17 protein-coding genes are annotated in these 15,954 nt (G+C 44.8%); all 17 read left to right on the top strand.

Annotation, left to right across the window (positions count from 1 at the left end; all coding sequences use genetic code 11):
* The first annotated feature begins 18 nt into the window (after nt 1-18).
* The gene (mioC, locus tag BGK61_RS01930; protein WP_014977843.1) at nt 19-456 is read left to right on the top strand and encodes an FMN-binding protein MioC; all 438 of its coding nucleotides are present in this window, start codon (nt 19-21) and stop codon (nt 454-456) included.
* A 27-nt stretch (nt 457-483) separates the two neighbouring features.
* Nucleotides 484-1,152 carry a DnaT-like ssDNA-binding domain-containing protein gene (locus tag BGK61_RS01925; RefSeq protein ID WP_076011393.1) on the top strand — a complete coding sequence of 223 codons (669 nt, stop codon included), beginning with the start codon at nt 484-486 and terminating at the stop codon, nt 1,150-1,152.
* A 6-nt stretch (nt 1,153-1,158) separates the two neighbouring features.
* A complete protein-coding gene (locus tag BGK61_RS01920) occupies nt 1,159-1,986 on the top strand; it encodes an ATP-binding protein (protein WP_014951458.1) in 828 nt (275 codons plus the stop codon).
* A gap of 898 nt (nt 1,987-2,884) precedes the next feature.
* Nucleotides 2,885-4,786 carry a tRNA uridine-5-carboxymethylaminomethyl(34) synthesis enzyme MnmG gene (mnmG, locus tag BGK61_RS01915; protein WP_076011394.1) on the top strand — a complete coding sequence of 634 codons (1,902 nt, stop codon included), beginning with the start codon at nt 2,885-2,887 and terminating at the stop codon, nt 4,784-4,786.
* Nucleotides 4,787-5,103: 317 nt separating this feature from the next.
* Nucleotides 5,104-5,739, top strand: a complete 636-nt coding sequence (rsmG, locus tag BGK61_RS01910) for a 16S rRNA (guanine(527)-N(7))-methyltransferase RsmG (RefSeq protein WP_015000148.1) — start codon at nt 5,104-5,106, stop codon at nt 5,737-5,739.
* A 35-nt stretch (nt 5,740-5,774) separates the two neighbouring features.
* Complete coding sequence (locus BGK61_RS01905; RefSeq protein WP_014951455.1) at nt 5,775-6,569, top strand: ParA family protein; 795 nt, start codon at nt 5,775-5,777, stop codon at nt 6,567-6,569.
* Nucleotides 6,570-6,614: 45 nt separating this feature from the next.
* Nucleotides 6,615-7,493 carry a ParB/RepB/Spo0J family partition protein gene (locus BGK61_RS01900; RefSeq protein WP_015000147.1) on the top strand — a complete coding sequence of 293 codons (879 nt, stop codon included), beginning with the start codon at nt 6,615-6,617 and terminating at the stop codon, nt 7,491-7,493.
* 206 nt (nt 7,494-7,699) lie between these two features.
* Complete coding sequence (locus BGK61_RS01895) at nt 7,700-8,086, top strand: ATP synthase subunit I (RefSeq protein ID WP_076011402.1); 387 nt, start codon at nt 7,700-7,702, stop codon at nt 8,084-8,086.
* Between the two features lie 101 nt (nt 8,087-8,187).
* Nucleotides 8,188-9,021 (top strand): F0F1 ATP synthase subunit A, encoded by an 834-nt coding sequence (gene atpB, locus BGK61_RS01890; protein ID WP_012520223.1) that lies wholly within the window; start codon nt 8,188-8,190, stop codon nt 9,019-9,021.
* Nucleotides 9,022-9,120: 99 nt separating this feature from the next.
* Nucleotides 9,121-9,342 carry a F0F1 ATP synthase subunit C gene (gene atpE / locus BGK61_RS01885; protein WP_012520222.1) on the top strand — a complete coding sequence of 74 codons (222 nt, stop codon included), beginning with the start codon at nt 9,121-9,123 and terminating at the stop codon, nt 9,340-9,342.
* Nucleotides 9,343-9,387: 45 nt separating this feature from the next.
* A complete protein-coding gene (atpF, locus tag BGK61_RS01880) occupies nt 9,388-9,858 on the top strand; it encodes a F0F1 ATP synthase subunit B (RefSeq protein ID WP_076011395.1) in 471 nt (156 codons plus the stop codon).
* A 14-nt stretch (nt 9,859-9,872) separates the two neighbouring features.
* Entirely contained in the window at nt 9,873-10,406 is a 534-nt protein-coding gene (atpH, locus tag BGK61_RS01875) for a F0F1 ATP synthase subunit delta (RefSeq protein ID WP_015000145.1), read from the top strand.
* 13 nt (nt 10,407-10,419) lie between these two features.
* Nucleotides 10,420-11,961, top strand: coding sequence for a F0F1 ATP synthase subunit alpha (atpA, locus tag BGK61_RS01870; protein ID WP_014951450.1), 1,542 nt, complete (start codon nt 10,420-10,422; stop codon nt 11,959-11,961).
* A 58-nt stretch (nt 11,962-12,019) separates the two neighbouring features.
* Nucleotides 12,020-12,880, top strand: a complete 861-nt coding sequence (gene atpG / locus BGK61_RS01865) for a F0F1 ATP synthase subunit gamma (RefSeq protein WP_012520217.1) — start codon at nt 12,020-12,022, stop codon at nt 12,878-12,880.
* 33 nt (nt 12,881-12,913) lie between these two features.
* Entirely contained in the window at nt 12,914-14,299 is a 1,386-nt protein-coding gene (gene atpD / locus BGK61_RS01860; RefSeq protein WP_076011396.1) for a F0F1 ATP synthase subunit beta, read from the top strand.
* Between the two features lie 60 nt (nt 14,300-14,359).
* Nucleotides 14,360-14,773, top strand: coding sequence for a F0F1 ATP synthase subunit epsilon (locus BGK61_RS01855; protein WP_015000143.1), 414 nt, complete (start codon nt 14,360-14,362; stop codon nt 14,771-14,773).
* A gap of 214 nt (nt 14,774-14,987) precedes the next feature.
* Nucleotides 14,988-15,920, top strand: a complete 933-nt coding sequence (locus BGK61_RS01850; protein ID WP_015000142.1) for a hypothetical protein — start codon at nt 14,988-14,990, stop codon at nt 15,918-15,920.
* Nucleotides 15,921-15,954: the final 34 nt, after the last annotated feature.

Here is a 15,954-nt window from a genome sequence, read left to right as displayed (position 1 = left end):
TAGAGAAGCGACCCAGTAATGAGCAAGCATTTTGAAATCATCGTCGGCACCATGTTAGGTGCCGCAGAATATGTGGCTGATGCCATTGCGGAAAAACTTGATGCGAGCGGGCACACCCACACTATTCACGCTGAACCAAATTTAGATGAGATTAAAACAGAATCAACATGGATCGTGTGTACATCAACACACGGTGCTGGCGAATTACCTGACAACATCCAGCCGTTCGCAAAGCAGTTAGAGGGCGCGGATTTAAGCGCAGTAAACGCCTACGTTATTGGGCTAGGTGACACCAGTTACGACACCTTTTGTTTCGGCGCAAAAGAAATGGAAAAACACATTAAAAATGCAGGTGGCACGTTAATTACCGACGCGCTATACATTGATGTACTAGAACACCCTATCCCTGAAGATGCCGCCGTAGAATGGTTTGACGAAAAGCTGGCCAATGCTTAACAAGCGTTTTTACGTGGAACCAATGCGATGAACAGCAACCTTACCCAAGCTGAACTAGCGGCGTTGCAATCTCCCCTTTCTAACGATTGCCGGGTACTGTATTTACTTGGGCTTCGAACAGGTGCAAATTCGGCAACGACATCGTCAGCACCTATTGATTATAAGCAATTATTGAATTTGCTAAACGGCGACAGCAAAGACGAGCCTTACCAACGCGGTCGTCAAATCAATAGCTTGGTGAAGCAGCTTGAACAAGTGGGTTTGGTTGCCCTGCCCCTTGAACTTGATCTTGAGCATACAATCAACGGGAAAACCCTACTTCTTCCGCTTCTAAGCGAGCCACAATCGGACTTCGACCAACTACATGCCCGTCATAGCGCCATGACCGCTAATTGGACGCCCAATAAAGCGTTGTTTGAAGAAATGGCCTCGCTACTTGGTATTATCGATAAAACATTTGATGACAACGAGGTGGGTGAATTCATTGCCTATTGGTTGGGAAGACCAAGTTCAGTGTTTAGCGAATTTCAATGGACACAAAAGTTTGCCAACAATATCAAGCGCAAGCGTCTCGCTTCAGGCTACGCCCCAACAAAAGTGGTGGGAACGCAACAAGTGAAAGTTGCAGCCGGCATAGAAGCAGATGATAATGCTAGAAAGCTGGTGGAAAAGTATGCCGCAACTAAGAAGAGTTAATTCGTTATGGATCGTATAACCGACAAAATTGCTAATTTAGCGAGAGCGCTCAACAAAGACGTCGATCCCAATCGTGAATACATCGACTATAAAACGCTGCGTAAGCAGTACGAGGCGAAAGCGAACGAAGAAGTATCACAACTACAGCAGCGTAGTAAAAAAGCGCGTGTAGAGGCTATTCATGGCCGTTCTGATCTAAATCCTAAATGGACCTTCGCCAACTTAGTTGAAGACAGTGACGATGTGATTGAAGCCGTATCTATAGCTCAGTCTTTCATTGCTGCCCATGACGACCCTGCATGGCGTCAAAGCGGCTCGCATATGATGCTGTTTTACGGCGATTACGGACGTGGTAAATCACATATCGCCGGCGCCATAGCCCATCAACTTATAGAGCAGTACGAAATTTCAGTGCTTTATCGTCAACTGTCTACACTGCTTGAAATGCGCAATTTCTCGTTTGATTTTGGGGCTTCGGACAACGCGGGGCAGCGCTTCAGGGAGATCAATCAGGAACTGCTAGACGTTGATCTGCTTATTCTTGATGAGGTGTGTGTAAACGAAAGCGTGTTAAAGAAAAATGCGCAGAGCTGGTTTGGTAACCTGCTAAGACAGCGCTTAGTAAACAAGAAAAACTGTATTTTGATCACCAATCACAATTTAGCCGAACTTGAAAATGCCCTTGGTCCTTACTGTTTTGAGTCGATTAAAGAGTACGATACCTATAAGGTTAGGTTCCAAGGCCCAAGCCGCCGTGAAGGCTTAACCATTGAACAAGAAGACATGCAAGGCTCTGTTTCACAGCCACGCTATCAACCCAACCAGGTGCGCTAATAGCACCTGGTTTCCTATCTCTCTCAAAACCTTGCCCTTACTCTGCTAGGTCTTTTCCTTAATTAAATCTTATTGCATGTTCCTGTTGTGTTAAGTAATAGCGAATTACTTAGCCTGTTGATCCCGCTTTTTACCAAAACGATACGGTTTCAATTCATAGATACACTCAACGATCTCCTTCAGTTAAACAAATAACCATTCTTTCAGACCCACTTCTTCCTTATAAAAGTGACTGTATTTTGGTCAGCTCCTATGTTTTTCTCCTGAAAAATGGGCTGTTTTGAAAAAATAATCTTGTCGTTCATAAAAGCCTGCACTTTTTTTGAAGATGTTGATAAATGCGATCGGGCGATCTAATCACAGCTTTTAGAAAAGATCTCCTCCACAATGAGATCACGCTATAACGCACGTAACTACACGATCTTTTGATCGCGATACATAAATAGCAAACATTTTATCCCCAGCTGGATCACATCTTGATCACCCCTGTGGATAGGATCCTACAAACCACTGTGCATAAGCTTTGATCGAAAAAAGAATAACTTTTCAAACGATTCGGGGTGTGGATAAAAAGGCCATTTATACACAAGTTTGAGGTAGGGTTATGGATCGGGGTTTCCCAATGTTATTGATCGCGTAACTTGATGATCTTTATGTGCTTTGATCGGTTACCCACAGATCTTGATGATCCTAATAAAAGTAAAAATAAACAGATCTAAAAGAGATCTTAAGATCTTATAATTCGATCACACCTTTTCAAAAACAGGTTTTGAGGAAAATTTAATCATTTTCTTTATCCAATAAGTCAGATAAAATACGCGCCCTTTTTTCAGCAGTCTCTGCGTGAGAAAAATTAGTTTTTAATCGGCTTATCGTAAGTTAAAAGTGAGGTTTAACCATGTTTTATGCTGAAGCATTTGATGTCATCGTTGTAGGTGGTGGACATGCAGGTACAGAAGCGGCACTTGCAGCTGCTCGCATGGGTGCAAATACGCTGTTGCTCACTCACAATATTGAGACGATAGGCCAGATGTCGTGTAACCCTGCAATTGGTGGGATCGGTAAAGGCCATCTTGTAAAAGAGATCGATGCGTTAGGTGGTGCAATGGCACTGGCTATCGACAAAGGGGGTATTCAGTTTAGAACATTGAATTCTTCTAAAGGCCCAGCTGTTCGTGCAACGCGTGCGCAAGCGGACCGTACGCTTTACAAAAACGCTATTCGCGACATTGTTGAAAATCAAGAAAACCTAACCTTGTTCCAACAGAGCGTTGACGATCTGATTGTTGAAAACGATCAGGTATGCGGTGTTGTTACGCAAATGGGCTTGAAGTTTAAAGCCAAGTCAGTGGTACTGACAGTGGGTACTTTCCTTGGCGGAACCATACACATTGGCCTTGAAAACTATCGCGGCGGTCGTGCCGGCGATCCACCGTCTATCGCACTTGCAGATAGACTACGTGCCCTTCCGTTTCGTGTTGACCGTTTAAAAACTGGGACACCAGCAAGACTTGATGCTCGCTCGTTAGATTTTTCTGTAATGCAGCCTCAACCTGGTGACAATCCTACGCCGGTATTTTCATTCATGGGTGATAGAACCATGCACCCTACCCAGATTCCGTGCTATATCACCCACACTAACGAAAAAACCCACGATATCATTCGCGGGGGATTAGATCGCTCACCCATGTTTACTGGGGTTATCGAAGGTATCGGACCGCGCTATTGCCCAAGTATCGAAGATAAGATCACCCGTTTTGCAGACAAGACATCGCATCAAATTTTTGTTGAGCCAGAAGGTTTAAACAGCATTGAAGTTTATCCAAATGGTATTTCAACCAGTTTGCCATTTGACGTACAGATGAACCTTGTCCGCTCGATCAAAGGTTTTGAAAATGCGCACATTGTTCGCCCGGGCTATGCGATTGAATATGATTTCTTTGACCCACGCGATCTGAAACAAACACTGGAAACGAAGTTTATTCGAGGTTTGTTCTTTGCTGGCCAAATAAACGGTACCACTGGCTATGAAGAAGCGGGTGCGCAAGGGTTAGTAGCAGGCGCAAACGCAGCGCTACAAGTTCAAGAAAAAGACCCGATGATTTTACGCCGCGATCAGGCATACATGGGTGTACTTATCGACGACTTGGCTACCATGGGTACGAAAGAGCCGTACCGCATGTTCACTAGCCGTGCAGAATACAGACTACTGCTTCGTGAAGACAATGCCGATAGCCGTTTAACTGCGATGGGCCGAGAGGTTGGTCTTGTTGATGATGCGCGCTGGGCGAAATTTAACGACAAGATGGAAGCGGTAGAAAGTGAGCTACAGCGTTTACGCGGTCAGTGGATCCACCCTGATCACGCGGCAACGCCAGAACTCAATACCATGCTGAAAAATCCGGTGAGTCGTGAACATTCTCTTGAAGAGCTGATCCGTCGACCTGAAATGACTTACGGTCAGTTAATGGAAATTGAAAGTGTTGGCCCAGGTCTTGAAGATCCTATTGCTGCAGAGCAAGTGGAAATTCAAATTAAGTACGCCGGCTACATTGCTCGTCAAATGGATGAAATCGCGAAAACGCAGCGACACGAAAATACCCTGTTGCCAGTTGATATGGACTTCAGCAAGATTTCTGGACTATCGAACGAGGTTGTTGCTAAATTAACCGAAGCCAGACCGGAAACAATCGGTAAAGCATCGCGTATTTCGGGCATTACCCCGGCGGCCATCTCTTTACTGCTGGTCTACCTTAAAAAACACGGCATGTTGCGCAAGCAAGAGAAAATTAGTGCGTAAAACACGCGCTTAACTCAACGCATTACTCGCAGCGCTTAGTTTTTCCTATTTATTCGCGTATTATGATAATCATAATCGCTTAAACTATGCGAAAACTAGAAAAACTCGGCGCTTTTCACACCGTCCCAATACACCAATTTACGTTCGTTGTGCGGCTTTGATGAATTCAGGTGCATTTTTCAAGCGCACTTGTATCGAGTTAAAGAGCTGCAGTAACAAACGGCTGCAAATGAGCGGCAAATCACGATTCGCCGCGCGTGTTTATGGTATGGACTGTGTAGAGCAAAAAACATTAAAGCGAACAGACAGATTTTTCGATGACGATACAGCAAGAATTGCACACCATTTTGGTGTCTGGACTCGATGCCCTTTCACTAGATTTAAGTGATAAGCAACAGCAGCAGTTGGTTGACTATGTGCTGCTTATGGACAAATGGAATAAGGCGTACAACCTGACTTCTGTGCGCGATCCTAAGCAAATGATGGTCAAACACATTCTAGACTCGCTGGCTATTGTGCCCTTTCTTGATGGTGACAATATCATTGATGTTGGTACGGGCCCTGGCCTTCCTGGTATGCCGTTAGCTATCGCGTTTCCAGATAAATCATTCACATTGCTTGACTCATTGGGCAAGCGTGTACGGTTTATGACCCAATGTGTGCACACACTTGGATTAACAAACGTTACTCCTGTGCAAAGCCGCGTTGAAGAGCACAATGGCGATACGCCTTACGATATTGTGCTAAGCCGAGCTTTCGCTTCGCTAAAAGATATGTTGCACTGGTGTCAGCATCTGGTAGATTCAGAAGGTCAATTTTTGGCGCTTAAAGGTCAGTTTCCACAAGATGAGATAGACGAAGTGAGTGATCACTTCCATGTGAGCAAAACGGAAAACCTCACTGTGCCAAATTTGGTAGGCGAACGACATCTGGTTTGGCTAAAAAAGAAATAGCCGGAAAATAGAAATAGACGAGAACAGGATCAAACGTGGCTAAGGTAATCGCGATCGCGAATCAAAAAGGTGGTGTTGGAAAGACAACCACTGCAGTTAACGTGGCAGCGTCAATGGCAGCAACCAAACGTAAGGTGTTGCTCATTGATCTCGATCCACAAGGTAATGCGACCATGGGAAGCGGCGTTGATAAATACGACGTTGAATCTACGGCATTTGAATTGTTGATTGAAGAAAAGCCAATTAACGATGTTATCGTTAAAGCGACAAGCGGCAAGTATGACCTCATCGCAGCGAACGGTGACGTAACCGCAGCAGAAATTAAGCTGATGGAAATGTTTGCCCGTGAAGTAAGGCTTCGCAACGCGCTGAAGCCCGTTATGGATTACTACGATTTTGTCTTTATCGACTGCCCGCCTTCACTCAACCAGTTAACTGTAAACGCCTTGGCGGCTGCCGATTCGGTAATGGTGCCTATGCAGTGCGAATATTATGCGCTAGAAGGCCTTACTGCCCTGATGGATACCATTCAAAAGTTGGCATCTGTAGTGAATCCAGAATTGAAGATTGAAGGCGTATTGCGTACTATGTACGACCCGCGCAACCGCCTTGCTAACGACGTTTCAGAACAGTTGAAGCGCCATTTTGGTGAGCAGGTTTATCGCACGGTTATTCCGCGCAATGTTCGCCTAGCTGAAGCACCAAGCTTCGGTACGCCAGCGATGTACTATGATAAGTCATCTACAGGGGCTAAAGCCTACCTGGCACTGGCGGGTGAAATACTGCGTCGTAGGGATAAAACAACGCCTGCACAGGCAAAAGCAAGTTAAACGACAATAAGCTGAACACTATCAGCACATGCCATAGAGGACACTATGTCAGCACGTAAAAGAGGCCTTGGCCGCGGTTTAGATGCGCTACTCGCAACCAGCCAATCATCTGCTCAAAAAGAACAAGATGCCGCCGAGGTAAATTCAACTAACGGTGAGTTAAGCAAGCTCCCTATTGAATACTTAGTGCCGGGCAAGTATCAGCCTCGAAAAGACATGTCACCTGAGGCATTAGAAGAATTGGCATCGTCTATTCGTGCGCAAGGTATCATTCAGCCTATCGTAGTGAGAAAAGTCGACGAGCACCGCTATGAAATCATTGCTGGTGAACGTCGCTGGCGAGCTTCACAACTAGCACAGCTAGACGAAGTGCCTTGTTTGGTTAAGAACGTGCCTGACGAAGCGGCAGTGGCCATTGCCCTTATCGAAAATATCCAGCGTGAAGATTTAAATGCTATGGAAGAGGCACAAGCCCTTGACCGTTTAATGAATGAGTTCGCGCTTACCCATCAAGAAGTGGCCGAAGCTGTGGGCAAATCACGCACCACGGTGACAAATTTACTTCGTCTGAATAATTTGAACGACGACGTAAAACTGTTAGTCGAGCATGGCGATATTGAAATGGGTCACGCTAGAGCGCTGTTAGCGCTAGAAGGTGAAACTCAGTCAGAAACTGCGCAAGTAGTATCGGGCAAGGGTCTTACCGTGCGCGATACAGAAAAGCTTGTTAAAAAGCTTTTGGAGCCAGCTAAACCTAAGCCTGAGAAGAAAGTTGATCCCGATGTGCAAAACCTTATGACACGACTTTCAGAAAATTTAGGCACTCCTGTGAGCATTGACCACAATGCGAAAGGCAAAGGCAAGCTGACGATTAGCTTTAGCGACCTTGAACAATTAGATGGAATTATCTCTAAAATTCAATAGGTTATAACAAAAAGAATTAAGGTGGTTCCTTTGCCTACCCGCAATTGATACGCTGTTCGGTGCTAACACCGGACACTCTCCTTTCCGGTTATAGCAATAGAAAATTTTCAGAATAACTTTCAAAAAGCGTTGTACTGTTGAAAATTGTCGGTAAAACAGTATACTTCTGACGCTTTTTGTAAGACGTGAACAAGCTGCGAGTAAAAGTGACGAACAAGTTAGCAAAACGCGGGTTAGAACTCGCCAAGAAAGGGCTACTTTTTCAGGCAGTCACGGCCCTATTCGTTACCGCTTTCGCAGCTGCCGCAGGAGGAAGTCATTCCGCCATGTCGGCAGCGGCAGGTGCTTTAATTAGTATACTGCCTAACAGTGTTTTTATGGCTTTCGCGTTTCGCTACGCAGGTGCCAGTAAAAACGACCTTGTTGCACGGAGTTTTAGCCAAGGCTTAAAATTGAAGCTGGCACTGACAATCATTTTATTTGTAATTGCTTTTAAAGGCTTAAATGCCGCGCCATTAGAAATTTTCATGGCATTCGTGATTACAACCGCTAGCCACGGGCTAGCCATGTTTCACTACGGTACGAAAGAATAAAGACAACGCGAGGCGTTGCGATAACGAAAACAACGTAATCGACCGATTGAGACTAAAGAACCAGTCACCAAATTTTTACACTTTACAACTTGGGTTAAACAATGGCATCTGAATACACTACCTCAGAATACATCAAGCACCACTTGACCAATGCCACCATGTGCTCAACTGACAACGGAATTGCTTTTAACAAAGCGTGTTCTGACGCCGGTTTTTGGGCATGGCATGTTGATACACTGGCATGGTCTATCGGTCTTGGTCTTCTTTTCCTAATCATCTTTAGAAGCGTTGCTTCAAAAGCGACAACCGGCGTACCTGGCAAAATGCAGGCGTTTGTTGAGCTAGTTGTTGAATTCGTTGACGACAACGTTAAAAGCACTTTCCATGGTAAGAGCGCACTTATTGCGCCATTAGCGCTAACTATCTTTGTATGGGTATTGCTAATGAACCTTATGGACTTGGTGCCAGTTGATCTAATTCCATGGGTGTCTGGTCTTATCGGCCAAGCGGCTTTTGGCATGGATCCACACGACGTTTACAATAAGGCAGTTCCAACCACTGACCTTAACTTAACGTTCGCACTGGCTTCAGGCGTGTTTATTCTTATTCTTTTCTATTCAATCAAGATGAAAGGCATTGGCGGTTTTGCAAAAGAACTGACTATGCAGCCTTTCGGTCACCCTATCTTTATTCCGGTGAACTTTATTCTTGAAACCGTTACTTTGCTTGCGCGTCCGCTTTCACTAGCACTGCGTTTGTTCGGTAACTTGTATGCCAGTGAGCTAATCTTCATTTTGATTGCTACAATTGGTTATTTCCAGCTTCCACTGCACTTCATGTGGGCTGTGTTCCATATTCTGGTACTTCCGCTTCAAGCGTTTATTTTCATGATGCTTACCATCGTGTACTTAAGCCTGGCGTGTGAAGACCACTAAGCATTAACGGGTGTCGGTTTTGATTTTTAATCGACACCGTTTTTACAGAGTTTGACTTTTAAACATTAACTTTAAATTTAACTTAAATCGGAGACGTAAATGTTATACATCGCTGTTGCACTACTGATTGGTCTTGGTGCCCTAGGTACCGCTATTGGTTTCGGTCTACTAGGTGGTAAATTCCTTGAATCTGCTGCTCGTCAACCTGAACTAGCACCTCAACTACAAGTTAAGATGTTCATCGTAGCGGGTCTTATCGACGCCATCGCGATGATCGGTGTTGGTATCGCTCTATACCTATTGTTCGCTGTTGGTGCCTAATTCTACTAAACACTTTTTTAGCGAACTTTAAGAGGAGGGGCGATTGTGAATTTTAACGCCACTTTTATTGGTCAATTAATCGCCTTCGCTGTGTTCGTGGTGTTCTGCATGAAATATGTATGGCCTCCACTAATGGCAGCGATTGAAGAACGTCAGAAGAAGATTGCCGATGGGCTTGAAGCTTCTGAGCGTGCAGAGAAAGACCTAGAGCTTGCTCAAGTGAAAGCTACTGAGCAATTGAAAGATGCGAAAGCGCAAGCAGCTGAAATTATCGAGCAGGCTAAAAAGCGTGCCAACCAATTGGTTGACGAAGAAACGCAAAAAGGCCATGCGGAACGCGAGAAGATTATCGCTTCTGGTTATGCCGAGATTGAAGCTGAACGCAATCGTGCCAAAGAAGATTTGCGCAAGCAGGTTTCTGCACTTGCAGTAGCTGGCGCACAGCAAATCTTACAACGTGAAATCGATGCAAACGCACAAAACGACATTGTTGAAAAACTTGTCGCTGAGCTTTAATAGGGAGATGAGCCATGTCTGAATTGACAACCGTTGCTCGTCCTTATGCTAAAGCTGCTTTCGATTTTGCTGTCGAGAAAGATGCCGTTGCAAAATGGCAAGAAATGCTCGCCTTTGCAGGCGCTGTAGCAGCGAACGATGACATGCACCAGCTTTTGTCTGGTGCGGTTGCCGCTGACACGCTTGCCGACATTTTTAACAATGTTTGTGGTGAGCAACTCGACGAACACGGCCAAAACCTAGTTAAGGTTTTGGCTGAAAATAAACGTTTAGCCGCGTTGCCTGAAATTTCTACTTTGTTTGATGCATTTAAAGCAGATTACGACAAAGAAATAGAAGTGGACGTAACCTCAGCAACTACGCTGACCGATGCACAACAAAATGAGTTGGTTGCATCTTTGGAAAAACGTTTGGCACGTAAAGTGAAGCTTAATTGTAACGTGGACCCTGCCCTGATCGCTGGAATGGTAATTAATGCCGGCGATACAGTTATTGATGGTTCCGTAAAGTCGAAATTGAACCGTCTAGCAGACGCGTTGCAAGCATAACGGGGATAAGAGCATGCAACTTAATTCCACTGAAATTGCTGAACTGATCAAGAAAAGAATTGAACAGTTCAATGTAAGCAGTGAAGCACGTAATGAAGGTACTATCGTCGCAGTAACAGACGGTATTATCCGCATTCATGGCCTTGCCGATGTAATGCAAGGTGAAATGATCGAGCTTCCTGGAAGCCGTTACGCAATTGCACTAAACCTTGAGCGAGACTCTGTAGGTGCAGTTGTTATGGGTCCTTATGCGGACCTTAAAGAAGGCGATAAAGTACAATCTACTGGTCGTATTCTTGAAGTACCAGTAGGTAACGCACTACTAGGTCGTGTTGTAAACACACTAGGTGAGCCTATCGATGGTAAAGGCGCAATCGATGCAGCTGGTTTCGAACCAGTTGAAAAAATTGCACCTGGCGTAATCGAGCGTCAATCGGTAGACCAGCCAGTACAAACTGGTTATAAGTCAGTTGATGCCATGATCCCAGTAGGTCGTGGTCAGCGTGAGCTTATCATCGGTGACCGTCAGTGTGGTAAAACAGCAATGGCTGTTGACGCTATCATCAACCAAAAAGGTACAGGCATTAAGTGTGTGTACGTAGCGGTTGGTCAGAAAGCATCTACTATCGCTAACGTAGTACGTAAACTAGAAGAGCACGGTGCACTTGACCACACTATCGTGGTTGCAGCATCTGCATCTGAGTCTGCTGCGCTTCAATACCTAGCGCCTTACTCTGGTTGTACTATGGGTGAATTCTTCCGTGACCGCGGTGAAGACGCGCTAATCGTATATGATGATTTGTCTAAGCAAGCTGTTGCTTACCGTCAAATCTCACTACTACTTAAGCGTCCACCAGGCCGTGAAGCTTACCCAGGTGACGTATTCTACCTTCACTCACGTCTACTAGAACGTGCTGCACGTGTAAACGAACAATACGTTGAGCGTTACACAAACGGCGAAGTGAAAGGTAAGACAGGTTCATTGACTGCGCTTCCAATTATCGAAACGCAAGCTGGTGACGTATCTGCATTCGTACCAACTAACGTAATCTCAATTACCGACGGTCAGATCTTCCTAGAAACTGACTTGTTTAACGCAGGTATCCGTCCAGCGGTTAACGCTGGTATCTCGGTATCTCGTGTTGGTGGTGCTGCACAGACTAAAATCATCAAGAAGTTGGGTGGCGGTATCCGTCTAGCCCTAGCTCAGTATCGTGAACTTGCGGCATTCTCGCAGTTTGCTTCTGACCTTGATGACGCAACTCGTGAGCAACTTGAGCACGGTGAGCGCGTAACTGAGCTAATGAAGCAGAAGCAGTACGCACCACTTTCAATTGCTGATATGGGTGTATCACTGTTCGCGGTAGAAAAAGGTTTCCTTAAGGGTATCGAGCTTAACAAAATCCTAGATTTTGAAGCTGCTCTTCACTCTTACATGAACAGCGAACACGCTGACCTTATGAAGACTATCAACGAATCAGGTAACTACAACGACGAGATTGCCTCTAAGTTGAACGACGCTTTAACAAACTTTAAAGCGACACAAACTTGGTAATCAATGGTGCTGGTGTTTAACCACCAGCGCAATTCGTTGAGTAATCGGAGAGATAGTCATGGCCAGCGGTAAAGAAATAAAAGGTAAGATTGGGAGTATCAAAAATACTCAGAAGATTACCAGTGCGATGGAAATGGTTGCTGCGTCTAAAATGAAAAAGGCGCAGGAACGCATGGCTTCTGGCCGTCCATATGCACAAAATATGCTTAAAGTGATTGGTCACATTGCAAACGGTAACCTTGAATATCGCCATCCTTATTTGGAAGAGCGTGAAGTCAAGCGAGTCGGTTACATTGTGATTTCCACTGACCGAGGCTTATGTGGTGGCTTGAACACCAATGAATTTAAGCTCGTCACTCAAGACGTCAAAAAATGGCGTGAACAGGGTGTAGAAGTGGATTTCGCTGCATTAGGTTCTAAAGCGTGCAGTTTCTTCAACCGCTTTGGTGGCAAGTTGCTTGCTGCTGAATCTGGTTTAGGTGACAAGCCGTCTGTGAGCGATGTAGTGGGTGTTGTACGCGTTATGCTTAAAGCGTACGACGAAGGACAAATTGACCGAGTATTCTTGGTATTCAATGACTTCGTTAACACCATGACACAGAAACCTGTGATCAATCAGTTATTGCCTTTGCCAAAGTCAGAAGACGAAGAATATCAACATCGTTGGGACTACATCTACGAGCCAGATCCAAAAGAAATTTTGGAAGCACTAATGGTTCGTTACATTGAGTCTCAGGTGTATCAGGGTGTTGTAGAAAACGCGGCGTCAGAACAAGCTGCGCGAATGGTTGCCATGAAGGCAGCAACCGACAACGCCGGTAACCTCATTGATGAGTTACAACTGGTATATAACAAAGCGCGTCAGGCTGCAATCACACAAGAAATCAGTGAGATTGTGAGCGGTGCCGCAGCGGTGTAGGCAAAGGTTTAAAAGAGATAACGAGGACAAATTATGAGTCAAGGTAAGGTCGTCCAAATCATTGGCGCCGTTGTGGATATTGAATTTCCACAAGATGCGGTACCAAGAGTTTATGACGCACTACAAGTTACCGAAGGTGACTTGTCAGGTCTAACCCTGGAAGTGCAACAGCAATTAGGTGGTGGTGTTGTTCGTGGCATCGCACTAGGTACTACTGATGGACTAAAACGTGGTCTTGCAGTAGAAAATACCGGTAACCCAATCATGGTTCCAGTTGGTACGAAGACACTTGGTCGTATCATGGACGTATTGGGTAATCCAATCGACGAAGCAGGCCCAATTGGTGAAGAAGAGCGTATGTCTATTCACCGTGAAGCGCCTAGCTACGAAGATCAGTCTAGCTCGGTAGAACTACTAGAAACTGGTATCAAAGTAATCGACTTGGTTTGTCCATTCGCTAAGGGTGGTAAAGTTGGTCTATTCGGTGGTGCGGGTGTAGGTAAAACCGTAAACATGATGGAACTTATCCGTAACATCGCAATCGAGCACAGCGGTTTCTCAGTATTCGCTGGTGTTGGTGAGCGTACGCGTGAGGGTAACGACTTCTATCACGAAATGAACGAATCAAACGTACTTGATAAAGTATCGCTTGTATACGGTCAGATGAACGAGCCACCGGGCAACCGTCTACGTGTTGCACTTACCGGTCTAACAATGGCTGAGAAGTTCCGTGACGAAGGCCGTGACGTTCTATTCTTCGTAGATAACATCTATCGTTATACCCTAGCAGGTACTGAAGTATCAGCACTTCTAGGTCGTATGCCATCTGCGGTAGGTTACCAGCCTACTCTTGCAGAAGAGATGGGTGTACTTCAGGAACGTATTACGTCAACGAAGACTGGTTCAATCACTTCAATCCAAGCGGTATACGTACCTGCGGATGACTTGACTGACCCATCTCCAGCGACAACCTTTGCTCACTTGGATGCAACGGTAGTACTTTCTCGTGATATCGCGTCTCTTGGTATCTACCCTGCGGTAGACCCACTAGATTCAACGTCTCGTCAGCTAGACCCGCTAGTAATTGGTCAAGAGCACTATGACGTAGCACGTGGCGTACAGACTGTTCTTCAGCGCTACAAAGAGCTGAAAGACATCATCGCGATCCTAGGTATGGACGAACTATCTGAAGAAGACAAGCAAGTGGTATCACGTGCTCGTAAGATTCAGCGTTTCCTATCTCAGCCGTTCTTCGTAGCAGAAGTATTTACTGGTGCACCTGGTAAATATGTATCGCTAAAAGACACAATCAGTGGCTTTAAAGGCATTCTAGAAGGTGAATACGATCACCTACCAGAGCAAGCCTTCTACATGGTTGGTTCTATCGAAGAAGCGTTAGAGAAAGCCAAGAAAGCATAATGACGGGGCTAGCAACAGCTAGCCTAGCATCATGCTAACGTACCTAATCAGGAGGTTCACATGGCAATGACAGTACATTTGGACGTAGTAAGCGCCGAGAAAGCGATTTTCTCAGGTCGCGTTGAAACGATTCAGGTGACAGGTAGCGAAGGTGAGCTGGGTATTCACCCAGGGCACGCGCCACTTATCTCTGCTATTAAACCTGGTATGGTGCGTTTGGTTAAACAGCACGGTGAAGAAGAAGTAATTTATGTTGCTGGTGGTGTACTAGAAGTACAGCCTGGCAACGTTACCGTACTGGCTGATACCGCGGTTCGAGCTGAAGATCTTGACGAGCAGGCAGCAGAAGAAGCCAAACGACGTGCAGAAGAGCACATCGCCAACCCAGGCGCTGACTTTAATTATGCTGAAGCAGCTCACGAGCTTGCAGAAGCTATTGCTCAACTTCGTCTTATTCAGAAGTTACGCAAGTAAAAAGCACAGCTTTGAAAAAACCCGCCTTTTGGCGGGTTTTTTATTGCCGAACGAAAAGTGGTCGTTCACGTTCCATTGCGTTTATTTTTATTGCTTACATTGTTATTAGCGCTTAAGGTTGTGAGGTTATCTTTGATCAAAAGTACACTAGTACACTGAGTTAGAAATACGGCTTAGGTGCGTTACTTTATCTGCTAGTAAAAAAATATTATTAATGAAGCTCAATCCCTACGCTAATGTACACAACGGTGCATTTATAGGACTGTATCCAGCATTGTTGGTTGCTGCGCTCCTTATGGTGCATTACTTCTCGGGAGCATTAGCTTTACCTATTAAAGAGAGCGGCCTAAGAGACTTCAACACAGCAATAGGTATGAGTTTACTATCAGGCTATTTTTGGTTTTGTATTCAGCTAAATCACAAAAATGTAGTAAGTACTTTGATCTCAATCCTTGTAAAAACAAGTCAGTTGAGTCATTTGAATCAGCACAGGCAAAAGTTATCAAGCAAGTTCCAACTACAATCCGCTAATTGCCTATTTATCGCCATCTTAAATACTGTTGTATATGTCCTTGTAGAGAACCTTCTTCTTAACGATGTAAAGTTTTACCAATATGTAATAACGATCTGCGCCGTTTTATTTTGGTTTTTGTTCTTTCTTTTTCTAGCGCAATCTTCATCGAATGTTAGCTACCTAAAAGATCACGTACTTAGCCAAACCGAGAACTATTACGATCACTTAAACTCACTTTCTTCTTTAGCAAGACTTTCCTTTGTGAATGCTACCCTCTCGTTAGGCGCTATTTCACTGTTCCCCATTTTTTGGTTAGGAAAAAATATTCCAATCTACGACATTTTGATGACGCTTTTATTTTCGGTAGTAATCGGTGTTTATCTCTTTTTTCCTGTTGTGAGGTTAAAGTCTCAATGGGTAAAGGAGAAGTCGAACGTAAGCGGTAAACTTGTAGAGGAAATGGAATGTAAGATTTCGTCTGACAAGCTAAAGCAATATGAAAGATGTGAGCAAGAGTTGGAAAGGTTAAGTGTTCTTTCAATGAGACTATTCGAGAGAAGGGATAAGGTAAGGTTAATCGCTTGCCTGTCTTTCATAACAATAATGTGGAGTTTAGCGCTCTTTGTTTCCTAAGTTTGATAGGTAACAACGAGCCAGCTAATACGAT

The sequence above is a fragment of the Alteromonas abrolhosensis genome (genome assembly GCF_001953635.1).
Classification (GTDB): Bacteria; Pseudomonadota; Gammaproteobacteria; order Enterobacterales; family Alteromonadaceae; genus Alteromonas; species Alteromonas abrolhosensis.
This window is presented reverse-complemented; position numbering and strand designations above follow the sequence as displayed.